The organism is Paenibacillus sp. ov031, from assembly GCF_900143165.1.
GTDB classification, from domain to species: Bacteria; Bacillota; Bacilli; order Paenibacillales; family Paenibacillaceae; genus Paenibacillus; species Paenibacillus marchantiae.
In genome coordinates this window covers 244,787-263,130 of record NZ_FRDO01000001.1, presented here as the reverse complement: position 1 = coordinate 263,130, position 18,344 = coordinate 244,787, and the positions used below count along the sequence as shown (strand labels likewise).

General features: G+C 47.5%; 12 protein-coding genes. 3 read left to right on the top strand and 9 right to left on the bottom strand.

Annotated elements, in window-relative coordinates; genetic code table 11:
- Positions 1-77: 77 nt before the first annotated feature.
- The 7 genes from BUA17_RS01100 to BUA17_RS01070 form a co-directional block, all read right to left on the bottom strand.
- A complete protein-coding gene (locus BUA17_RS01100; RefSeq protein ID WP_064639102.1) occupies positions 78-1,844 on the bottom strand; it encodes a cache domain-containing sensor histidine kinase in 1,767 nt (588 codons plus the stop codon).
- A gap of 19 nt (positions 1,845-1,863) precedes the next feature.
- A complete protein-coding gene (locus BUA17_RS01095) occupies positions 1,864-3,411 on the bottom strand; it encodes a response regulator transcription factor (RefSeq protein ID WP_072732369.1) in 1,548 nt (515 codons plus the stop codon).
- A gap of 407 nt (positions 3,412-3,818) precedes the next feature.
- A complete protein-coding gene (locus BUA17_RS01090; protein WP_280174352.1) occupies positions 3,819-6,872 on the bottom strand; it encodes a X2-like carbohydrate binding domain-containing protein in 3,054 nt (1,017 codons plus the stop codon).
- A 394-nt stretch (positions 6,873-7,266) separates the two neighbouring features.
- A complete protein-coding gene (locus tag BUA17_RS01085) occupies positions 7,267-8,163 on the bottom strand; it encodes an SMP-30/gluconolactonase/LRE family protein (RefSeq protein WP_063564683.1) in 897 nt (298 codons plus the stop codon).
- A gap of 15 nt (positions 8,164-8,178) precedes the next feature.
- A complete protein-coding gene (locus BUA17_RS01080) occupies positions 8,179-8,841 on the bottom strand; it encodes an SGNH/GDSL hydrolase family protein (protein WP_063564684.1) in 663 nt (220 codons plus the stop codon).
- Between the two features lie 99 nt (positions 8,842-8,940).
- On the bottom strand, positions 8,941-9,729 hold the full coding sequence (locus BUA17_RS01075; RefSeq protein WP_083584542.1) for an alpha/beta hydrolase: 789 nt from the start codon (positions 9,727-9,729) through the stop codon (positions 8,941-8,943).
- Positions 9,730-9,929: 200 nt separating this feature from the next.
- On the bottom strand, positions 9,930-10,763 hold the full coding sequence (locus BUA17_RS01070; RefSeq protein ID WP_063564685.1) for an AraC family transcriptional regulator: 834 nt from the start codon (positions 10,761-10,763) through the stop codon (positions 9,930-9,932).
- A gap of 133 nt (positions 10,764-10,896) precedes the next feature.
- On the opposite strand from BUA17_RS01070, the gene BUA17_RS01065 reads away from it, so the two are divergent.
- From BUA17_RS01065 to BUA17_RS01055, 3 genes are all read left to right on the top strand, one after another.
- A complete protein-coding gene (locus BUA17_RS01065; protein ID WP_072732367.1) occupies positions 10,897-12,924 on the top strand; it encodes a beta-galactosidase in 2,028 nt (675 codons plus the stop codon).
- A 413-nt stretch (positions 12,925-13,337) separates the two neighbouring features.
- On the top strand, positions 13,338-14,309 hold the full coding sequence (locus BUA17_RS01060; protein WP_072732366.1) for a helix-turn-helix transcriptional regulator: 972 nt from the start codon (positions 13,338-13,340) through the stop codon (positions 14,307-14,309).
- A gap of 19 nt (positions 14,310-14,328) precedes the next feature.
- A complete protein-coding gene (locus BUA17_RS01055; protein ID WP_072732365.1) occupies positions 14,329-15,015 on the top strand; it encodes an AlkZ-related protein in 687 nt (228 codons plus the stop codon).
- 109 nt (positions 15,016-15,124) lie between these two features.
- On the opposite strand, the gene BUA17_RS01050 is transcribed toward BUA17_RS01055, so the two are convergent.
- Positions 15,125-16,639 (bottom strand): UxaA family hydrolase, encoded by a 1,515-nt coding sequence (locus BUA17_RS01050; RefSeq protein WP_072732364.1) that lies wholly within the window; start codon positions 16,637-16,639, stop codon positions 15,125-15,127.
- Positions 16,639-18,153: a tagaturonate reductase gene (locus BUA17_RS01045; RefSeq protein ID WP_072732363.1), complete on the bottom strand. Its 1,515-nt coding sequence runs from the start codon at positions 18,151-18,153 to the stop codon at positions 16,639-16,641. The genes BUA17_RS01050 and BUA17_RS01045 overlap by 1 nt, the downstream gene beginning before the upstream one ends.
- Between the last annotated feature and the right edge of the window lie 191 nt (positions 18,154-18,344).

The window sequence follows — 18,344 nt, the reverse complement described above, 5'->3', positions numbered from 1 at the left end:
TCGACAACCCAGGAAGACCTTCTATAAAGCCACCTTTTCATAAAAATAACGACCTTGTATTCACTCAAAAGCTATTATTAGCTCGTAATCAACGGAAGTGTAACAGTAACCCTTGTTCCCTCTCCCGGTTTGCTCATTATGGTTACACCATAAGGTGCCCCGTACAATAGCTCTATGCGATCATGTACATTCCGGATACCAATACCACTAAACAATTGCCGATTATTCTTCGGATTGGGCAGCGACTCACCCATGGAGAATCCTTCTATCCCGTCCCCGTTATCCATAATCTCGCAAATCAATGACTCTCCGGCTCTGGAGACCATCACATGGATGGTGCCTGTTTCCTTGGAAATGAATCCATGGAAGAAGGCATTCTCGATAAAGGGCTGAATCACCAGTTTGGGTACATGATAATGTGTACAATCCGGAGCTACGTAGAAGGCTGCTTTAATGCGCCCTCCGTATCGGACATGATTAATGAATACATAGTTTTTCAGGTTTTCGACTTCTTGCTCCACCGTTATCGTCTCACTCACGTTACTAATCGTATTCTGCAATAAGGAGATCAGCGCATTAATGGTTTCGGCAGCCCTATCCTTGTTGCCTTGCTGAACCAGGACTTTCACGGAAGCCAGGGTATTGTACAGGAAATGAGGATTAATCTGGCTTTGCAGCGCCGCCAGCTCTGCATTTCGTTGCTCCCGCTGTGTAAGTACCAGCTGATCCACATAGTCATGAAGTTCGTCCAGCATGTAGTTATAGGCGTGACCTAACTGTCGACTCTCATAACTTCCACTGACTGGAATATAGTTGTCCAGATCACTTTTGGTTATATTGGACATCTGCTTCACAAGTCGGCGCAGCGACTTGGTGATCTGATTCGTAATAAGGAACACGAGTATGAGCGCTCCGGCTACAATGGCTGCACAGATCAGAGCAATCGTCTTCATGTCAATCAGCTGCCCCATCGCGAGATCCTTATCGACCACATTTACGATATAAAACCGATAAAATGGTAAGTACTCGGACAATACCACACTGTCCTGATCCATGACCCGCGCATTTACACCTTTTACACTTTCGTTATTCATTTCTCTGGCATAGGTCAGCAATTCGAGTTGAGTGGTGCCGATCCACTCTTCACGATTGGATGATACAATCTCACCCGCATCATTCAGGATAACCACATCGTTGCCCCTGCTCGTGAAACTGCTATAGAACTGACGAAATGCGTTCTCTCTCATGGTGACATACAACGTACCATAGAGTCGGTTTTCAGCACGATCCGTCAATGCCTTGGTCGCTGAGATCATCTGCTGGGCAGTCTCATCATTCGTCTGATAGTCGTCAAAAATGATCCGGTTCGGACTGGCCGCTGCTTCCAGCGTAATCGGCTGCTCTTTCAATTCATCTGCTGATAAACGAAGATGAGATCGATCGGTGGAATACGTACGCCCATTAATACCGCTAATCGTTATACCAACTTCATAGGACTCCGTAATTGATTGAATCCGGTCCATCGTTTCTCTCATATTATAGTAGGATTTTGCCATCGTGAGGGAGTCACCCTCCCCCTCAGACAGATAACCACGAATTGCCCCGCTTTGGCTAACATTATTGGATACAGCAGCAATCGCATCGTTGAAGGATTCAAAGTTCGTTTTGATCTGGCTAAGTACCTTGGAGTTCGTAATACTGAACGTCTCGGTAAACAGCTTGGTCGACATATGAATCGATGTCCATAGAATGAGCACGGAGACAAGAATGATGCTAACGAACATAACGAGGAACAGTTTTGGGAAAAGTCCAAGCCTTGAGAATGCATTCATCCATTTCTTCATTTAGTTCTTCCTTCTGACGTTATGCCCAGAATTTTCGCCGGTATCGGCTCGGTGACAGTCCGGTAAATTTTTTGAACACTTTGCAAAAGTAACTGTGGTCGGAATACCCTACCATGCTGCTAATTTCGGAAATGGTAACATCGTCTGAGCGGAGCAGTTCCTCTGCCTTTTCTATCCGAATTTTATTCAAATATTCGTTAAAGCCTTCTTTTTTGTGTGAAGAGAAATAACTGGACAAGTACGATGGATTAAAATGAAAATGCTTGGCTACTTCGGCAAGTCCGAGTGGCTGATCAAAGTGCTGATGCATATATTCCAGCAGCATTTTCATATTCGGATCACTTCGTCTTGCGCCCTCTCCAGTCGTGCACTCCTGTACCTCAGCCATGAACTGATCCAGCACATTCATCGCTTCTGTTAGACTAGAGGCGCCATCCACATGTTTGAAATAGGCATACTTGCTCTCTTCCAGTGCAGCGGACTGCACATCCATATCAGCCAAGGTAATGGTCACGTTAAAGATCAGATTGCCCAGAAAGGACTTAATTTCAAACACATCCGCAATATAATCCCGCCCCAACGTAAGGGCATGCTCCTGCAAATATTCTCTTGCGGCTTCTGTTCGATTTCGCTTCACATGCTGCAAAAACATGTTCACATTGAACTGATATCCTGCAGGGTGAAGAGGCGGAAGTTCGCCATACACCAGAATAGATCGGTCCTCATAATAAAAGCGATACTCCATTAGCTTGATCAGACGTGTTCGATATACGTCCCCCATCTCTTCAAATGAAGAGAAGCTGTCGCTCAGCACCCAGCAAGGTCCGTCCTGCCCGTCCTTATTCTCGCTCGCCAACTCCTTAATTCGCTGCACCATCCATTCATCCTTCGCAGACTCAACATTAAGGAGCACCACTGGCGAGGTACCTTCGGCCGGAACGATTGCGCACTCCACGTCGGGGAGCAGATCCCGTAACTTGGACTCCAATTGCTCGTTATCCAGCTTGTGCACACGTACTTGTGTATCCTGCGGCTTATATACGAGTAAGCGGAAGCATCGGTGAGGAAACGTCTCCCTAATCATAAGCAACTCATTATCCTCATCCAACGTAAAACCGGACAGCATTTTCTCCATCAGTTGTCCGAGCCTCCACCCATCATGAGAAGGCTCAAACTGCAATTCGGGAATTTTGCCAGCCGTACGCTGAAGTACTTGTAATAATTCATTAGTATCCAGTTTCGGTTTCAATATATAGTCTGCTGCTCCATTTTGGAGCGTTGAACGTACATATTCAAATTCACTGAAGCTGCTAAGTACGATAACCTCAATCTGCGGATGACTGGCTTTTAACGTCCGGACAAATGTTTCCCCATCCATCACAGGCATTACGATGTCCGTAATGACAATATCCGGCTGTAATGAGTGTACCTGTTCAAGCCCTTCTTCCCCGTTGGAAGCTTCACCTACAATCTGAAAACCTTCAGCTTCCCAGTTCATATGGTGCTTAATGCCTTGCCTTACAAGAAACTCATCGTCAACAATCAGCACCTTACACAACCGGTTCATGACCCTTGACCCCCTTGTCTAATCTTTCTTCTATGTCTGTTCAAGATATACCATCATATATCGGATAGAATGGCTTCCCCGTGTTAGCGGTTACATTAATTTAAAAGTTTTGTACTTCTTTTTATATCTCAAAATGAACGTTTAAGCAATGGTAGGCATTTTGCATAAATCCATAGAGCGACTTTTAATCAGCAAGATATAGATCGAAATGCATCTATTCGTCTTTATCTTGTACCCGGGAGTGAGTTGATTCGAATAATGCAAAATGCTAACGGAAACTCACTTTAGTGTACACTATATTTCGACAAAATAAGAAGCCCCGGCCCGCCATGAATCATTTTCGGCGAGCCAGGACTTCTTATCGATATACGTTTAAATTAAGTCATACTTTCATTTCAAGTTCAGGTCTAAGGTTCGATACCCCATTGAAGACTTCCGGCAATATATCCCGTTACTTTGTTCCAGTCAGTATAGGCTGTTTGACTTGGAGCAAACGAATAATCATCCGTCTGAGTGTAGTTGGTCCAGTCTGTTTTGGAGAACCGTGCCTGAATTTCAGTACTTTGCCCCGCTGCCAATGAACCCGCAGAAGTTTTGAAGCCAATCTCCAGCACGGAATCTGCTCCGGTCACTGGGGTCGACAGCGCGCTAAACGCCCCTGTAACATTGTCGTTTCCAGCTGTTGCCCAGTCACAGAAAAAGTTTTGGGCTTGAGCGCCATTGATCGTATAATAGTAACGAATTTTGACGTCGGAAAGATTAATGGCCGAAGTACCTGTATTCGTTAATTTGATCTTAGGATTAATGGAGTTCCCCGTTGCTGAAGTCGTTCCATTAAACATCTCAATTCGAATGGCTCCTGCGGGTACAGCCGTCGTGTCTTTGATCGTCAGATTTAGGATCGCATCATTGCCTGCATTGAAATGAAAGGTTAACGCCGCGCTTCCCTTGGACAAAGAAGCCAGATAGGTTTTACTCAACACGACCTGATTGCCCGATAATGTGTAATCCGTACCTGAAACCAGCGTTGTATTGCCATTACGTATTGCACTAAAAGTGTTTCCGTTCAGTGTCAACGTTACAGGAATATCTACCTGATTGCCTGTATTTTTATCAAATTCCGCATTCACTGGTGTGATGGCCGAACTGTTCACCGGAGTCTCGCCTCCACCTTCTCCACCGCCATTGTTCCCACCAATACGGTCAGCATATAAAATGCCTCGTCCATTCGTACCCAGATACACTCTTCCATACAAACGTGGATCACCTGTAATCGTGGTCACACGTGCATATTGATGCTGATTATCGTTAATCCGTACCCAATTCGCCCCGCCGTCATCGGAACGGAAAAATCCACGTGTTCCATCAATCTTAGCAATCGTGTACAGCGCGACCACGTTCTGCCCAGGTGCCGCTTTACCAAAACCGATGCTGTCCGCTTCCTCCACATTTGCAATCTTGGTAAAGGTCGCTCCTGAATCGGTGGAATGCCACAGACCATATGGCCCTTCCTCTTCACTGCCGCCTGCAAACCAAAGTTCGCCTTCCGTTCCTGGAACAGCATCCAGATCTGCATTACCTTCTACCGGAAGCCCAGTTGCCGCAGATGCAGTGAAGGAGGCACCACCATTGGTGCTCACATAGACTTTACCGGCAGCAAATCCATAGAATTTGTTCGGATTCACCCGGTCGGAGATCACTTTTGCCTGTGCGGGAATACCTGAACTCGCTGTCCATGAGTTGCCGCCAGTGGAATAATGCACACCCTTGTCCGACGTGCTCCATACAAGTCGATTACCATTTGCCGAGATAGCTACGGTTCCTCCTCCGGTTGTACCGGCAGGCTCTGCGTTTGCCTTATACCACGTGGTCCCACCATCGCTGGATAAACCAATGGATTTTGCATTCGGATCAGCAGTATAGTCTGCTTTACCAACGCGAACCATGGTATTCGGACTTAACTCTGCAAAATCCAGACTTTCCGTAGAAGAGTAGTTGGGGCTGGTAAACATCGTAGCTGGTGACTGATCCAGATTGTTATGACGGAATCCCGAGACATCCCCTACCCCACTTAACAAATGTGCACCGCTTGGCGGGCTGATCAGATCCAGAACCGCGATCTCCTCGACCCCTTTGGCCATCACTGAAATATTGATTTTGTTGCCGTCATCCCAGTCTGTCAGATTTTTCGTGCCGTAGATGGTCGCACCTGTTCCATACATCATGCGGTCAGAGTCAAACGGGTCAATCTCCAGATCGCCAATCATCCAGCCCAGCTTTGGAGAAACTTCAGGCGGTGCAGGATTCGTCCCAAAGGTCAACCAAGGAGCGGCCGAAATATCCTGTGTATAGCGCATTTTACGGTTTGGATATCCTTCAAATTCCCAAATGCGGGTCCAAGTAGCTCCACTGTCCGTACTGCGGAACAGATTCGCGTCAGGCCACCAAGAGTTGAGGGTCGCCACCATCAGTGTACCAGGATGCTGAGCATCTACAGCCAGTCCGCCGTATCCAAAATAATTGTCCGAGCTGCTGCTCGGCACTGGACTAATGTTGGTCCATACCCCTGTAGTCGTATTTAGTTTCCAGAGGTCTCCCTTTTCCCCATCATAAGGGCCTGCACCATCGCTGTATGAAATATAGAGATTTCCATTGGCATCCAGTTCTCCGTGATGAGGTAAATACCCTGTAGGCTGTCCAGCAACAGCAGTCCACGTTGCGCCTCCATTTGTACTGCGGTATATGCTTTGATTTTTGTCGGCTACCCCGACATAGATGGTCTGTGTTGCCTGTCCAGCAGAACCTGTTGATTTGTCAAACGTGATCCAAGAAAGACCCACGATGTCACTGGTATATTCATAAGACGGGTCTTCTACATACGTACCGGGATTCGGGAAGCTCGTTACTTTGTTCCAGGTTACGCCGTAATCCGTACTTTTCCAGAGTCCGTTGCCACTACGTGCACCAAAATACAAAATGCTATTTTTATTCGGATCAACGGTCAGGCGTTCCCCCATGGAACGTCCCGGCATGTTACCGCCGACTTTGAACGGAAGAGTGGTGGTCTGCCAAGTATCACCGCGGTCCGTAGAGCGCAGGATGGAGCCGTTGTTTTTGTCCCATGAATTCGTGTACGTGCCGACAGCCATATACACTCGATTCGGATCAACCGGGTCTGTTGCCAGCGCATCGACACCGTTTTTGTTCCAATCATCCCAGCCAACAAAATCGGTGAGTGGAATCCAACTCTCATTCGCAGGATTCCAGCGATAGGCTCCCCCAATATCCGTCCGGGCATAGATCAAATCTTTCTCTGACTCATTGAAAATAATCCCCGGCACAAAACCCCCACCAGCCCCGGTCACGACATTTTTCCACTGGTATGAATCATTCGGTGCCGCATCTGTTGTTCCAACGAGTACTCCCAACGAAACTGCTGCAACAGCAATCGTCAAACTCATCACCCGCAGCTTTCCCAAAAACGTTTTCATAATTACTTAGCCTCCTCTTCAATATGTTCATCGCATCCGGTAAACCCCGCTGTGTCATCATGTTGATGAGTGCAGTGTCAGACATTTAATGCATTGGAACAGGCAACCAGCCCCACCTCCTCTCTATTTTTATAAAACGCTTTCATAAATCAATTTTGATTACCATTCATTGGATTAACCTTGCAATAAATAACATTCGATGGCAATTAAAAAACCCCTTCTGCCCAAATTCTATTTTTTGTATTTTTTTCTGCATATCGCTTTTGAAAACATAAAAAAAGGATGCTGTTTAAACAGCACCCTTCTCCATTGATAAATATTTTATAGACGAAGAACAAAATTCTAGTAACACTATGTCCTTCATTTATTCGGTATCCGACTGTGCTCCCCCGCCAAAAGCGTAGGTTTTCTGCCCTTTCACACCCGGTTTAATTACAAATAGAGATCCAGCATTCGGCGTCTCCGTCAGCCGCTCTTCTCGAATACCGATTCGGGCAGTCGTAATATATAAGTCCTCCAACTCCGGCCCTCCGAAACAGCAGGATGTCACCTGATCTGCAGGTACCTCAATCTGTTGCATCAGCTCTGCTGTATGCGGATTCCAGCGAGTAACTCTTCCTCCGCCCCAGTGGGCAACCCACAGCATTCCCTCACTGTCTACAGTCATTCCATCCGGATAGCCAAATTCCTCCGGTATAGCAATTACACTTGTCCGGTTCGTTATCTCTCCAGCAGCCAGATCAAAATCAAAACGGTCAATGGATCGTGTCGGCGTATCAATGTAATACATCTTCTGTTGATCCGGGCTCCAGCCCAAACCATTGGATGTGGATACATCCCTGAACAACGTTCGAACAGGCTGTCCTTCCTCCAGGCAATAAAATGCCCCTGCCTTGCTTTCATTGTTCATGCTCATCGTCCCTGCCCAGAAGCGTCCAAGAGCGTCACACTTCCCGTCATTGAAACGGTTGTTGTCCTTGCCTTTCTCCGGATCTTCAATCGGCTGTAACTCTCCCGTGAGCAAGTTATAGCTGTGGAAGCCACTGCGCAAAGCAACGACAACCTCATCATCATGGTATGGCACAACCGCACCTACATGCTCGCCAACATCATAAGTCCGATCTTCTCCTGTAGCTGGAACGTATACATGGATCTTGTAGCTTTCAATATCCACCCATAATAATCGATTGTGTTCAGCATCCCAGCTAGGACCTTCGCCCAACAGTGCCGGGGTATGTACTGCAATGTTCAAATCGCTCATGCCATCACGTCCTTTTTAAGATTTGACGCCGCCTGACCATTCGAAACCAATGGCATCCAAGAACGCTTTGGAAAGCACCATATGGCCTGTTGCATCGGGATGAACCCGATCGTAAGTCAGCACAGACGTATAGAAATGATCCCAGAATGGAGTAAATGCAGCCTGTGTATCCACGAAAATGGCGTCATTTTCAGCGGCTACTCTACGAACAGCCTCACCGTATATATCCATCGTAGCCCGCATCGGATCTTCCGGATTGGCTTCCAAATAATAAGGAGACATCAGAACAAGTCCTTTCAACCCAGGACGAACAGAAGCAACCAGATCTCGTAGTGTGGATTCATACTCTTCCAGAAAAACTTGCGATTCTGTGGATAACGGATTGTCAAATTGACGCCATACATCATTGATCCCGATCATAATCGTTAGCCAATCCGGTTTGAGATCAAGCACATCACGGTCCCAGCGCTGCTTCAAATCCCGGATTGTATTCCCACTATTACCCACATTCTGAATCCGCAGCATCAATTCCGGATAGATGGAACGCAGCAAGGCATACACTTGCGCCACATAGCCGTGCCCCAGTCCAGAACTCCCTTCACCAACAGGATGTTCACGGCCACAATCTGTGATTGAATCTCCGATAAAAAGCAGCTTATCATTCTTTTGCAATTTCATTGTCGTTTTCTCCTTCGCTCTCATAAGCGTTAAAATATGTGAGATCACTCGTATTCACATTTCATATTCAGGAAAGACATAGATCAGCCAAGTGCCGGGTTACCACCCTTGATTCTTAAGCCAGGTCAGGCACAGATCAGACCAAGCCCGAACGGCATGATCATCCTCTGCCAATCCCAGACCATGTGAACCTTTTTCGAATACATGCAAGTCATAAGGAATGCCGTGTGCACCCAGAGCAAGCGCGTAACGCAAACTGTTTTCTACAGGGACCGCTTGATCATCACTCGTATGCCAGATGAATGCTTCAGGAGCATCTGCTTTCACCTGCTGCTCTGCACTGAAAGCCTTGATCTGTTCAGCAGACACATCTGACCCAAGCAGATTTTCACGAGAACCGGCATGTCCATAGGAGTCCATCGTTATTACCGGATAACAAAGAATAACCCGATCCGGGCGTGAACTCTCCCTTTCAATAGGGTCCTCGTGATCTGGTTGACCCTCGTCATACAAGGTTCCCAACGTGGCTGTAAGATGACCGCCCGCCGAGAAACCAAGTACGGCAATTTTGGAAGGTTGAATGCCATATTGCTCGGCATGAGCCCGTACATAACGAATCGCACGCTGACCATCTGTCATGGGTGCCGGATGCTGGTGGGGCGCCACACGGTACTTCAGCACAAATGCGCTAATTCCAGCACGGTTCAGCAATTCAGCGATTGGGGCTCCTTCATGATCGGCCAAAAATCCATAACCCCCACCCGGACATATAATGACAGCGCTCTCGGAACCCGGCTGAATAAATGGAATCAGATGGGGCATTTCATCCTCATGACCCTTGGCCGCATAAGGTGCTGCATGGTCCCACAATGGTATAGTTGTTATCACTTCTATCATCCTCTCTAAGTTGAACGGATACGTTGATCCGTATAGTCATTTTCCAATCTAAGGAATCGATATCATCATAACGGGAAGCACCCTTGCGCATCAATACCTTCCTGGCATCACTTTTTGTTCAATTTGTAACAGGTTACACGGAATCCTCATACTTGAACAGTGTTTTATAGCACATTTAAACCTCAGAATGATTAATATAACGTTCGATACTGCTCAGGAGTTACGCCCTCAATCCGCCGAAACGTAGCCACAAAATGACTCGCATCCCGAAAACCAACCTTCGCTGCCGTTTCCTTGACGGTCAGTTTGCTGTCCCCTGTCATCCATTCTTTCGATTTGCGAATACGAAGGAGAATGAAATAACTGTAGGCGGTCATGCCAAAGGATTGTTTGAAAAGGGTATTCAAATGCCTAGGCGTAATGCCTGGTATGGCGGCCATCTGTTCAAGACCGATTTCGGGATCGGCATAGTGTTCATTCATAAATGAAATTAACGGAGCCAGCCGTTCCACGGCATGGGAGATCGAAGAACGACTGCCCGTCATGCCATGTTTTTTGAGCAAAATCAGAAATCGGTACATGTCCGCTGACGCTTCCAAACCGGACAAATCCTGGTCACTGCTGATGGAACCCAGCACTTCCCTGCCATAATATTCAAGCGGGCTCTCTGAGTCCCACTGGTGAAGGGCTGCCTCCCCCAAACCAAGCGACTCTGTAATGGCCGGGCACTGGGAGCCTCCAAATGTAATGTAGAGGGTCTCCCATTCTCCTTGCGAGCGCACATACTCGTGAGGCTCATTCGGCGGCAGCAAAATGCCGGATGTCTCCCCTAGCTGTACAGTTGAACCTGCAAATCTGAACTCTCCAGCTCCCTTTACCGTCTGGAGCCAGTGATAACAAGGATATCCAGCAGGTCTGTACACATTCTCCTGATTGCCGTTATATCCTATACTCTCGATGTAGAGCGGAAGCGGCTGATCCCGTGGGGTCATAAAATAGCGCCGATGATCGGGTGTGATGAGCATAGGGATTCTCTCCTTTGAACAAAAAGCAAAATTACAGTTCCGTATTCTTATATGTCTCATTACTTTTCTTATATTTTAAAAGTCATATCCATCATATAGTATAGATTTATTCTTATACAAGAGGTGAACACATTTGATTAGCAGCAAGTTACCCAAAATGTTCTACGGCGGCGACTATAACCCTGAACAATGGGATCATGAGACTCATCTTGAAGATCTGCGCATGTTCCAATTGGCAGGTATTGATATTGCGACCATCAACGTATTTTCATGGGCACTGATTCAGCCTGATGAAGTCACTTATAATTTTGAAGGACTCGACCAGTTAATTAACAGTCTCTATGAAAGCGGCGTTTACATTTGCCTAGCGACAAGCACTGCTGCTCATCCAGCATGGATGGCGAAGAAATACCCGGATGTACTGCGTGTGGATGCAGATGGACGTAAACGCAAATTCGGTGGACGGCATAACTCCTGTCCGAATAGCCCAACCTACCGCAAATACTCCGAGAAAATTGCAGACAAGCTGGCGGAACGTTATAAGGATCACCCTGGTGTGCTTGTATGGCATATCTCCAACGAATATGGCGGCGACTGTTATTGTGATAACTGCGAGAAAGCGTTCCGCGTGTATCTCAAAGAACGTTATCAGACCCTGGAGCAGCTCAACAAAGCATGGAACTCCAATTTCTGGGGGCATACATTCTACGATTGGGATGAGATTGTACTGCCAAGTAACCTGAGCGAGCACTGGGGAAACAACAATTCCACCTTCCAGGGCATCTCACTTGATTACTCCCGCTTCAACTCCGACAGTATGCTCGATTGTTACCGTCTGGAATATGATGCGATCAAAAAACATATCCCGGATTCGGTCGTTACGACCAATCTGATGGGATTCTTCAAACAGCTGGACTATTTCAAATGGGCCAAATATATGGATATCGTCTCCTGGGACAGCTATCCGGGTCTTGCGACTCCGGTAAGTTTCACAGCTATGGCTCATGATCTGATGCGTGGATTGAAGGACGGACAGCCGTTCATGCTCATGGAGCAGACACCAAGCCAGCAGAACTGGCAGCCTTATAACTCATTGAAACGCCCCGGCGTCATGCGTCTGTGGAGCTACCAGTCCGTTGCCCATGGTGCGGATACGATCATGTTCTTCCAGCTCCGCCGCTCTGTGGGCGCCTGCGAGAAATATCACGGTGCAGTCATTGAACATGTAGGACATGAGCATACCCGTGTATTCCGTGAAGTCGCGGAGCTGGGCAAGGAGTTACAGTTGCTGGGAGACAAAACGCTGGATGCTACTGTGGATGCCAAAGTCGCGATTGTGTTTGACTGGGATAACTGGTGGGCAATCGAGAAATCCAGCGGACCTACGGTTGCACTGAACTATGTAGATCAAATTCACAAATACTACGCTGCCTTCTTCCGCCGCAACATTCAGGTGGACATCGTTAGTGTGGATACCGATATCAGCAAATACGACATCGTGCTCGCTCCGGTGCTCTATATGGTTAAACCAGGCTTTGCGTCCAAACTGGAGAAGTTCGTTGAAGCAGGTGGTACATTCCTGACAACCTTCTTCAGTGGTATCGTCAATGAGAGTGATATCGTAACAACCGGGGGTTATCCGGGTGAACTTCGCAAACTGCTCGGTATCTGGGTTGAAGAAATTGATGCACTGCTGCCTGAGCAAAGAAACCGTATGGTCATGAAAGAGGCTTATGGCGATCTTCAAGGAGACTATGGTTGCGGCATGTTGTGTGACTTGCTGCACAGTGAAGGTGCAGAGATCATTGCCGAGTATGGAGACGACTTCTACAAAGGCATGCCTGTGGTAACCCGTAACACATTTGGTCAAGGTGAAGCCTGGTACGTAGCTTCCGACCCGGAAGATCGATTCCTGGACGGCTTGCTGGGACAACTGGCTGCAACCAAAAATATTGCTTCTCTTCTGGATACTCCGGAAGGTGTCGAAGTGACTGCTCGTACCAAGGATGGACAACAGTACCTGTTTGTCATGAATCACAATGCTACCGCTCAATCCTATGATTTGGGTAAAGCAGAGGCTCATGATTTGCTCACAGATCGGTCCCTTTCAGGTACGATCGAGATTGAAGGACGCGGTGTACAACTGCTTGAAATGAAATAATATTCGAAAATCGATGATACAACATGTTACATGGAGATCGCACTGATCGTTATTTGTGGCTTAAAAGCGTGTCAATTGTTAAAATTTAAAGTATTATATGATTGAACTTGTTTCAATCTGCTACTTCCCGTATCCGTTTAGACCGGATACGGTTTTTTGTCATTATTTGTGAGGCTATCGGTTAGAAGGAAATACCGAGAAGCGAAGCGAATTGGACGAGACACACAATTTAACGACGCCCCGCCGGGAAAAGGAAGCGGCCCTCCGAAAGTAGGCGCTGCACTGTATAGAATAAATAATATAATGCTGCGAAATATTGGTGACAATCATGATGTCACTTATACACTGCTACAATGGGAGGAACACTCCAGCATCCTTTCCGGCGGCGCAACCCTCGAAACGGAGTGGCTGACATGAATAGAACAAATCGGCTTGCCGCCATCGTTATGGCATTGCAGCACGGTCACGAAACGGCACATTCACTTGCAGAAAAGTTTGAAGTTTCCCGCCGTACCATCCTGCGGGATATCCAATCTCTCTCAGAGATGAATGTCCCGATCATTGCTATCTCCGGTCCCGGAGGCGGCTTCAGACTTATGGAGGGGTATGTACTGCCCCCACTGCAATTAGACCCGGTTGAAGCAGCTACTCTCATCTTTGCTCTCGAAGGCCTAAGCCATTATGCAGATACCCCTTTTCAAGAGAAACGCTGGACATTAATGGACAAAATCAAAAGCATTATTCCGGATGATGTCAAAGCAAGGATGGATCCCATGCTCAAACAACTGAAGCATGATGTTCCCGAACGAAACTACATCCTTCATCATCTGGAACCGCTTATGGCTTGTATCCCGGAACAAGGGTGGCTGCGTATGTTGTACCGCTCTGCTTCCCGTCAACGCTGGCTAACGATCTGCCCCATTCGAGTGTATGCTTCAGCCGGTTTCTGGTATTGTGAAGCGTATTCAGAGGAGCACGGTGAACAGCGCCTGTTCAGGGCAGACCGCATTCTGGACATTACACCGGTTGAGATGCTTGAATCACAACAGCTGGCAGAACAGGCAAAGCGACAGCGCAGCAAACCGAAATCTCCCGAACCTTCTCCGACACGTGTTACCGCACGTCTGAGTTACAGCGGAATGATCGAGGCAGAACAGGACAAGCATATTGGCGAACGGATGACCGAGATTGCTCCGGATGTATGGGAACTGTCCTTTCTCTGCCCTCCCGGTGAGTGGGCTTGGGCCGTACGATTCTTTTATCGACTTGGAAGTGAAGCAGAAGTACTTGAACCCGAGAACCTTCGCTGCGAGATTCGCAAACATGCCGAGGAAGTATACCAGATGTATCTTACCTCCAACAATAATCGTTGTAGCACACGCTAAAAAGGAGCTTGCCAAAATCATGATGAATGAGCATGAATCGATCGTAACTTACGAAGAAGCTGTGCAGCGAATAGAGGCTGTGGGACTGCTCCCACTCGCCCCTTTATTTCCTGAATACCCTTCACTGTCCTCCATAACGCCTCAAGAAAACTGGCACAAAGATAACGCGCTTGATCCCTGGTTGTGGCGTTCACGTCTGGCTGAGGAAGGGATCGCTGCTTATGGCAAATTTCTCAAAAAGAAAGCCATTCTTGTCTCACGCGAATATTTCCCATGGGTACACCGTCTGCTAGCGGACTCCAGAGTCATGGAGGAACAATATGACGCGGGTTTGCTCTCTCGAGAAGCATTCAAACTGTATGAGATAATCGAGAAGCATGAGGGGATTGATGGACGGACGCTGCGTTCACAAGCAGATTTTGGAGCCAAAGAGGACAAAAAAGCATTTGACCAGGGGCTGCTGGACCTTCAAGGCATTAGCGCCATTGTCATCTGCGGCACCAAAGAAAAAGAAGGCCTCGCTGAAGGCAAGGTCGCTTGGAACAGCTCTGCTTATGAGACCTCAGGCTGCTGGATGAAGCGTCAAGGTATTGAACCGTTTGAGGGCAGCGTTGCAGATGCGAGCGAACTCCTGGTACAGCAATTGGAGAAACACACTTCTGCTGCCGCACTGACCAAAATCAAAAAATCTTTTGCGATACATTGATTGAAATACTTATAAACGACAAATCCCGGAAGCCGAAGAGGGCCACCGGGATTTGCTGTATATACCTTTACTATACATGCAACAGATATAAAGCAACGAACGAGTACAATTACAGGATAACTCCATCCTTGAATATCGCAATTTCCCGAAATCCATGCTGCTCGCTAAGCGTATGCGCACGTCCTGAAGCAATATCGATCAGTTGACTGAACAGCTGCACTTTCACGTCTTCCATCGTCTTACCTTCCAGCAGTTGACCTGCGTTAAAATCGATCCAGTGCTTTTTCCGATTTGCGAGGTCAGATTGGGTTGCAATCTTGACAGTAGGTACCGGGCCTCCAAACGGCGTTCCGCGACCTGTCGTGAAAAGAACAATGTGCGCACCCGCAGCTGACAGTGCTGTAACAGACACGAGATCATTCCCCGGAGCCTCCACGATGTTCAGGCCGGTTTGAGTGACACGTTTGCCGTAACGAAGTACATCAACTACGGAAGAACGTCCTCCCTTTTGCGTACATCCCAAAGACTTTTCTTCCAGCGTGGTAATCCCGCCTGCTTTATTCCCTGGTGAAGGATTTTCATATATATTCTGACCGTGGTTCACAAAGTATTGCTTGAAGCCGTTCACCAAGTCTACCAAATTATCAAACACCTGCTCATTGGCCGCCCGATTCATCAGAATGGTCTCTGCACCAAACATCTCGGGAACTTCGGTCAAAATAGCCGTACCTCCGGCAGCAACCAGCATATCCGCAACGGAGCCAACGAGCGGGTTCGCCGTAATCCCGGACAGACCGTCCGAACCGCCGCACTTCAATCCAATTTTGAGCTTGCTCAAAGGTAGCGGCTGACGCTGTTCATGTTCGACGAGCTCCACGAGTTCTTCCATCAGACGCAGTCCTTCCTCAAGTTCGTCATCTGTTTCCTGCGCTTTGAGAAAACGGACTTTCCCCTGATATTCCGGTGCGATACATTCGCGGAACTGGTCTACCTGATTATTTTCGCAACCCAGACCAATGACCAGCACGCCGCCAGCATTCGGGTGTTCCACCAGGGAAGCCAATACCTGCTGCGTATATTTCAGGTCATCTCCAAGCTGCGAGCATCCGAATGGGTGTGGGAAATGATATACACCATCCACCCTGCTGCCGAACTGCGACAGGCCCATACGAGCCAATGCCTCACATACTTTATTAATGCAGCCGACCGTATTTACAATCCAGATTTCATTACGGATACCTGCTTCACCGTTAGGACGCAGATACCCATCAAATGAACGTAGATGTTCCGGAGGCATGTCCGTCTGGACAGATGGTCCCGGCTGATACTGGTATTCAAGTAAACCGTGAAGTCCTGTTTTCAGATTGTGACTGTGAATCCAGCTCCCTTGTTCGATCTGTTCCTTGGCTATCCCAATGGAAAAACCATATTTCATCACATCCTCGCCCGGTGCGAGGGTATGCACAGCAATTTTATGACCTTTGGGCACATCTTCCCTTAATGTAAAAGTAGTGCTGTCTGGCAGTATAATACTTTCCCCTTTTACATAATCCCGAAGAGCTATAATGACATCATCCTGCGGTTGAATCGCAATCCAGTCATTGACTGTACGTGTTGTGTTCATTAACTCTCACCTTCCAGCAAACCAATTTCGTGAACGAGTGCTTCGCGAAGCCCCTGTCGATCATCCAGATTCTCTCCCCAGATCGATACATCAGATAATACAGCAGCGACACTCTGGTCTAATTGCTGCGTATCCCTCTTCAGAGGATCATAACGATCCCAATGTATGGCGAGTGCAGCCAGTACATCCGCATCATCCCGAAGCAGGACAGACTCACCGTTCAATCGTTGTGCCATATAACCGTCCGGCGTGTTCACTGGACGATACAGACACAATAATCCCGCAAATCCTTTCACGAGCCGAGCCGGCCAGGTTCCCTGATTTTGCTCATAGGCCAAAAGTGTAGGCAGCACACGGACCTTGAACTTTCCTACTGTATTTAATGCAATATCCTGCAGCTTGTGATTAATATACGGATTGAGGAAACGTTCAAACACTTCCCCTGCGTACTGATCCAGATAATGATCCGGCATATCCAGTGCAGGCACGATCTCCTGATGTACCGCTTCTCTGACCCAAGAGCCAAACTCTGGGTCTTCCATCGTTTCTCTCACATGTTCCTTGCCTTGCAGAATGCCGAGCGAAGACATGAGGGTATGAGCACCATTCAAAATACGAACCTTGCGCAGCTGAAAAGGTTTCAAATCCTTCACCCAATGTACGTTGAGTCCCGCCTGTTTCAGGGGGAGTTTCTTATCCAGTGCTTCATCTGCCTGAATGGCCCAGAAATAATATGGCTCTGCCGTATTGACCAGTTGATCCTCGTATCCCCAGCGATTGGTCAGGGAATCGGCTTCTTCCGAAGTCGGTGCACCCGTGACAATCCGGTCAACCAGATTGTTCAGGAACAAGTTATGGTTCTCAATCCATGAACGGAAGCCTTCAGAATAACCGAAATCTTCACTATGCTGCAGCACACAACTGCGCAGTACATCCCCGTTGCCCTCAAGCAACTCACACGGCAGGTGAATCAACCCTCGGGATGGGTCCCCATCAAACCGCAGATAACGTTGATGCAAGAAGACCGTCAGCTTACCCGGAAATGATAGTATCGGTTCACCCTGCGTGTACTCTGAATGCGTATATTTCAATCCCGATTCGGTTGTATTGGAGATGACAAACTCCAGGGAGGGCAATTCCGCTAGTTTCAGAAAATCCTGCCATTCTTCGTATGGATTAATACACTGTGAAAAAATCGAGATCATTTCCGTCCGTTCCACTGCTTTTCCCTGTGACAGCCCCCGGGTAATCATCGTATACAATCCGTCCTGATCACGAATTTGTTCCAGCTTTGCCTTTCCCCCAGGCCGAGGCTGGGTCACCGCAACACTTCCATGGAATTTGCCTTGTCTGGCACTCTCATGAAGCATCCAATCTGCAAACCCACGCAGAAAGTTGCCTTCCCCAATCTGTAGTACCTTTACGGGACGTTCCATCACTTCTTTGCACTTGCGCTGGCTATCACTTCCAAGCAGATTCAGCTTTAGCCTTGGTCTTTTCGTGCTCGCCGACATGAACACTCACCTCATCGTTTTATTTGTCAACATCAGATGTCCCGCTGCACGGCACACAGCCGCTTAACTTCCATTGAAAACGCTTTAAATTCATTGTATCATCAATAAAAGGAAATTTAATTGCTTATATTGCGGTAAATATACTCTTTCATGATCAGAAATAACCACTTTTTTTTTGTAAGCACTGTTTT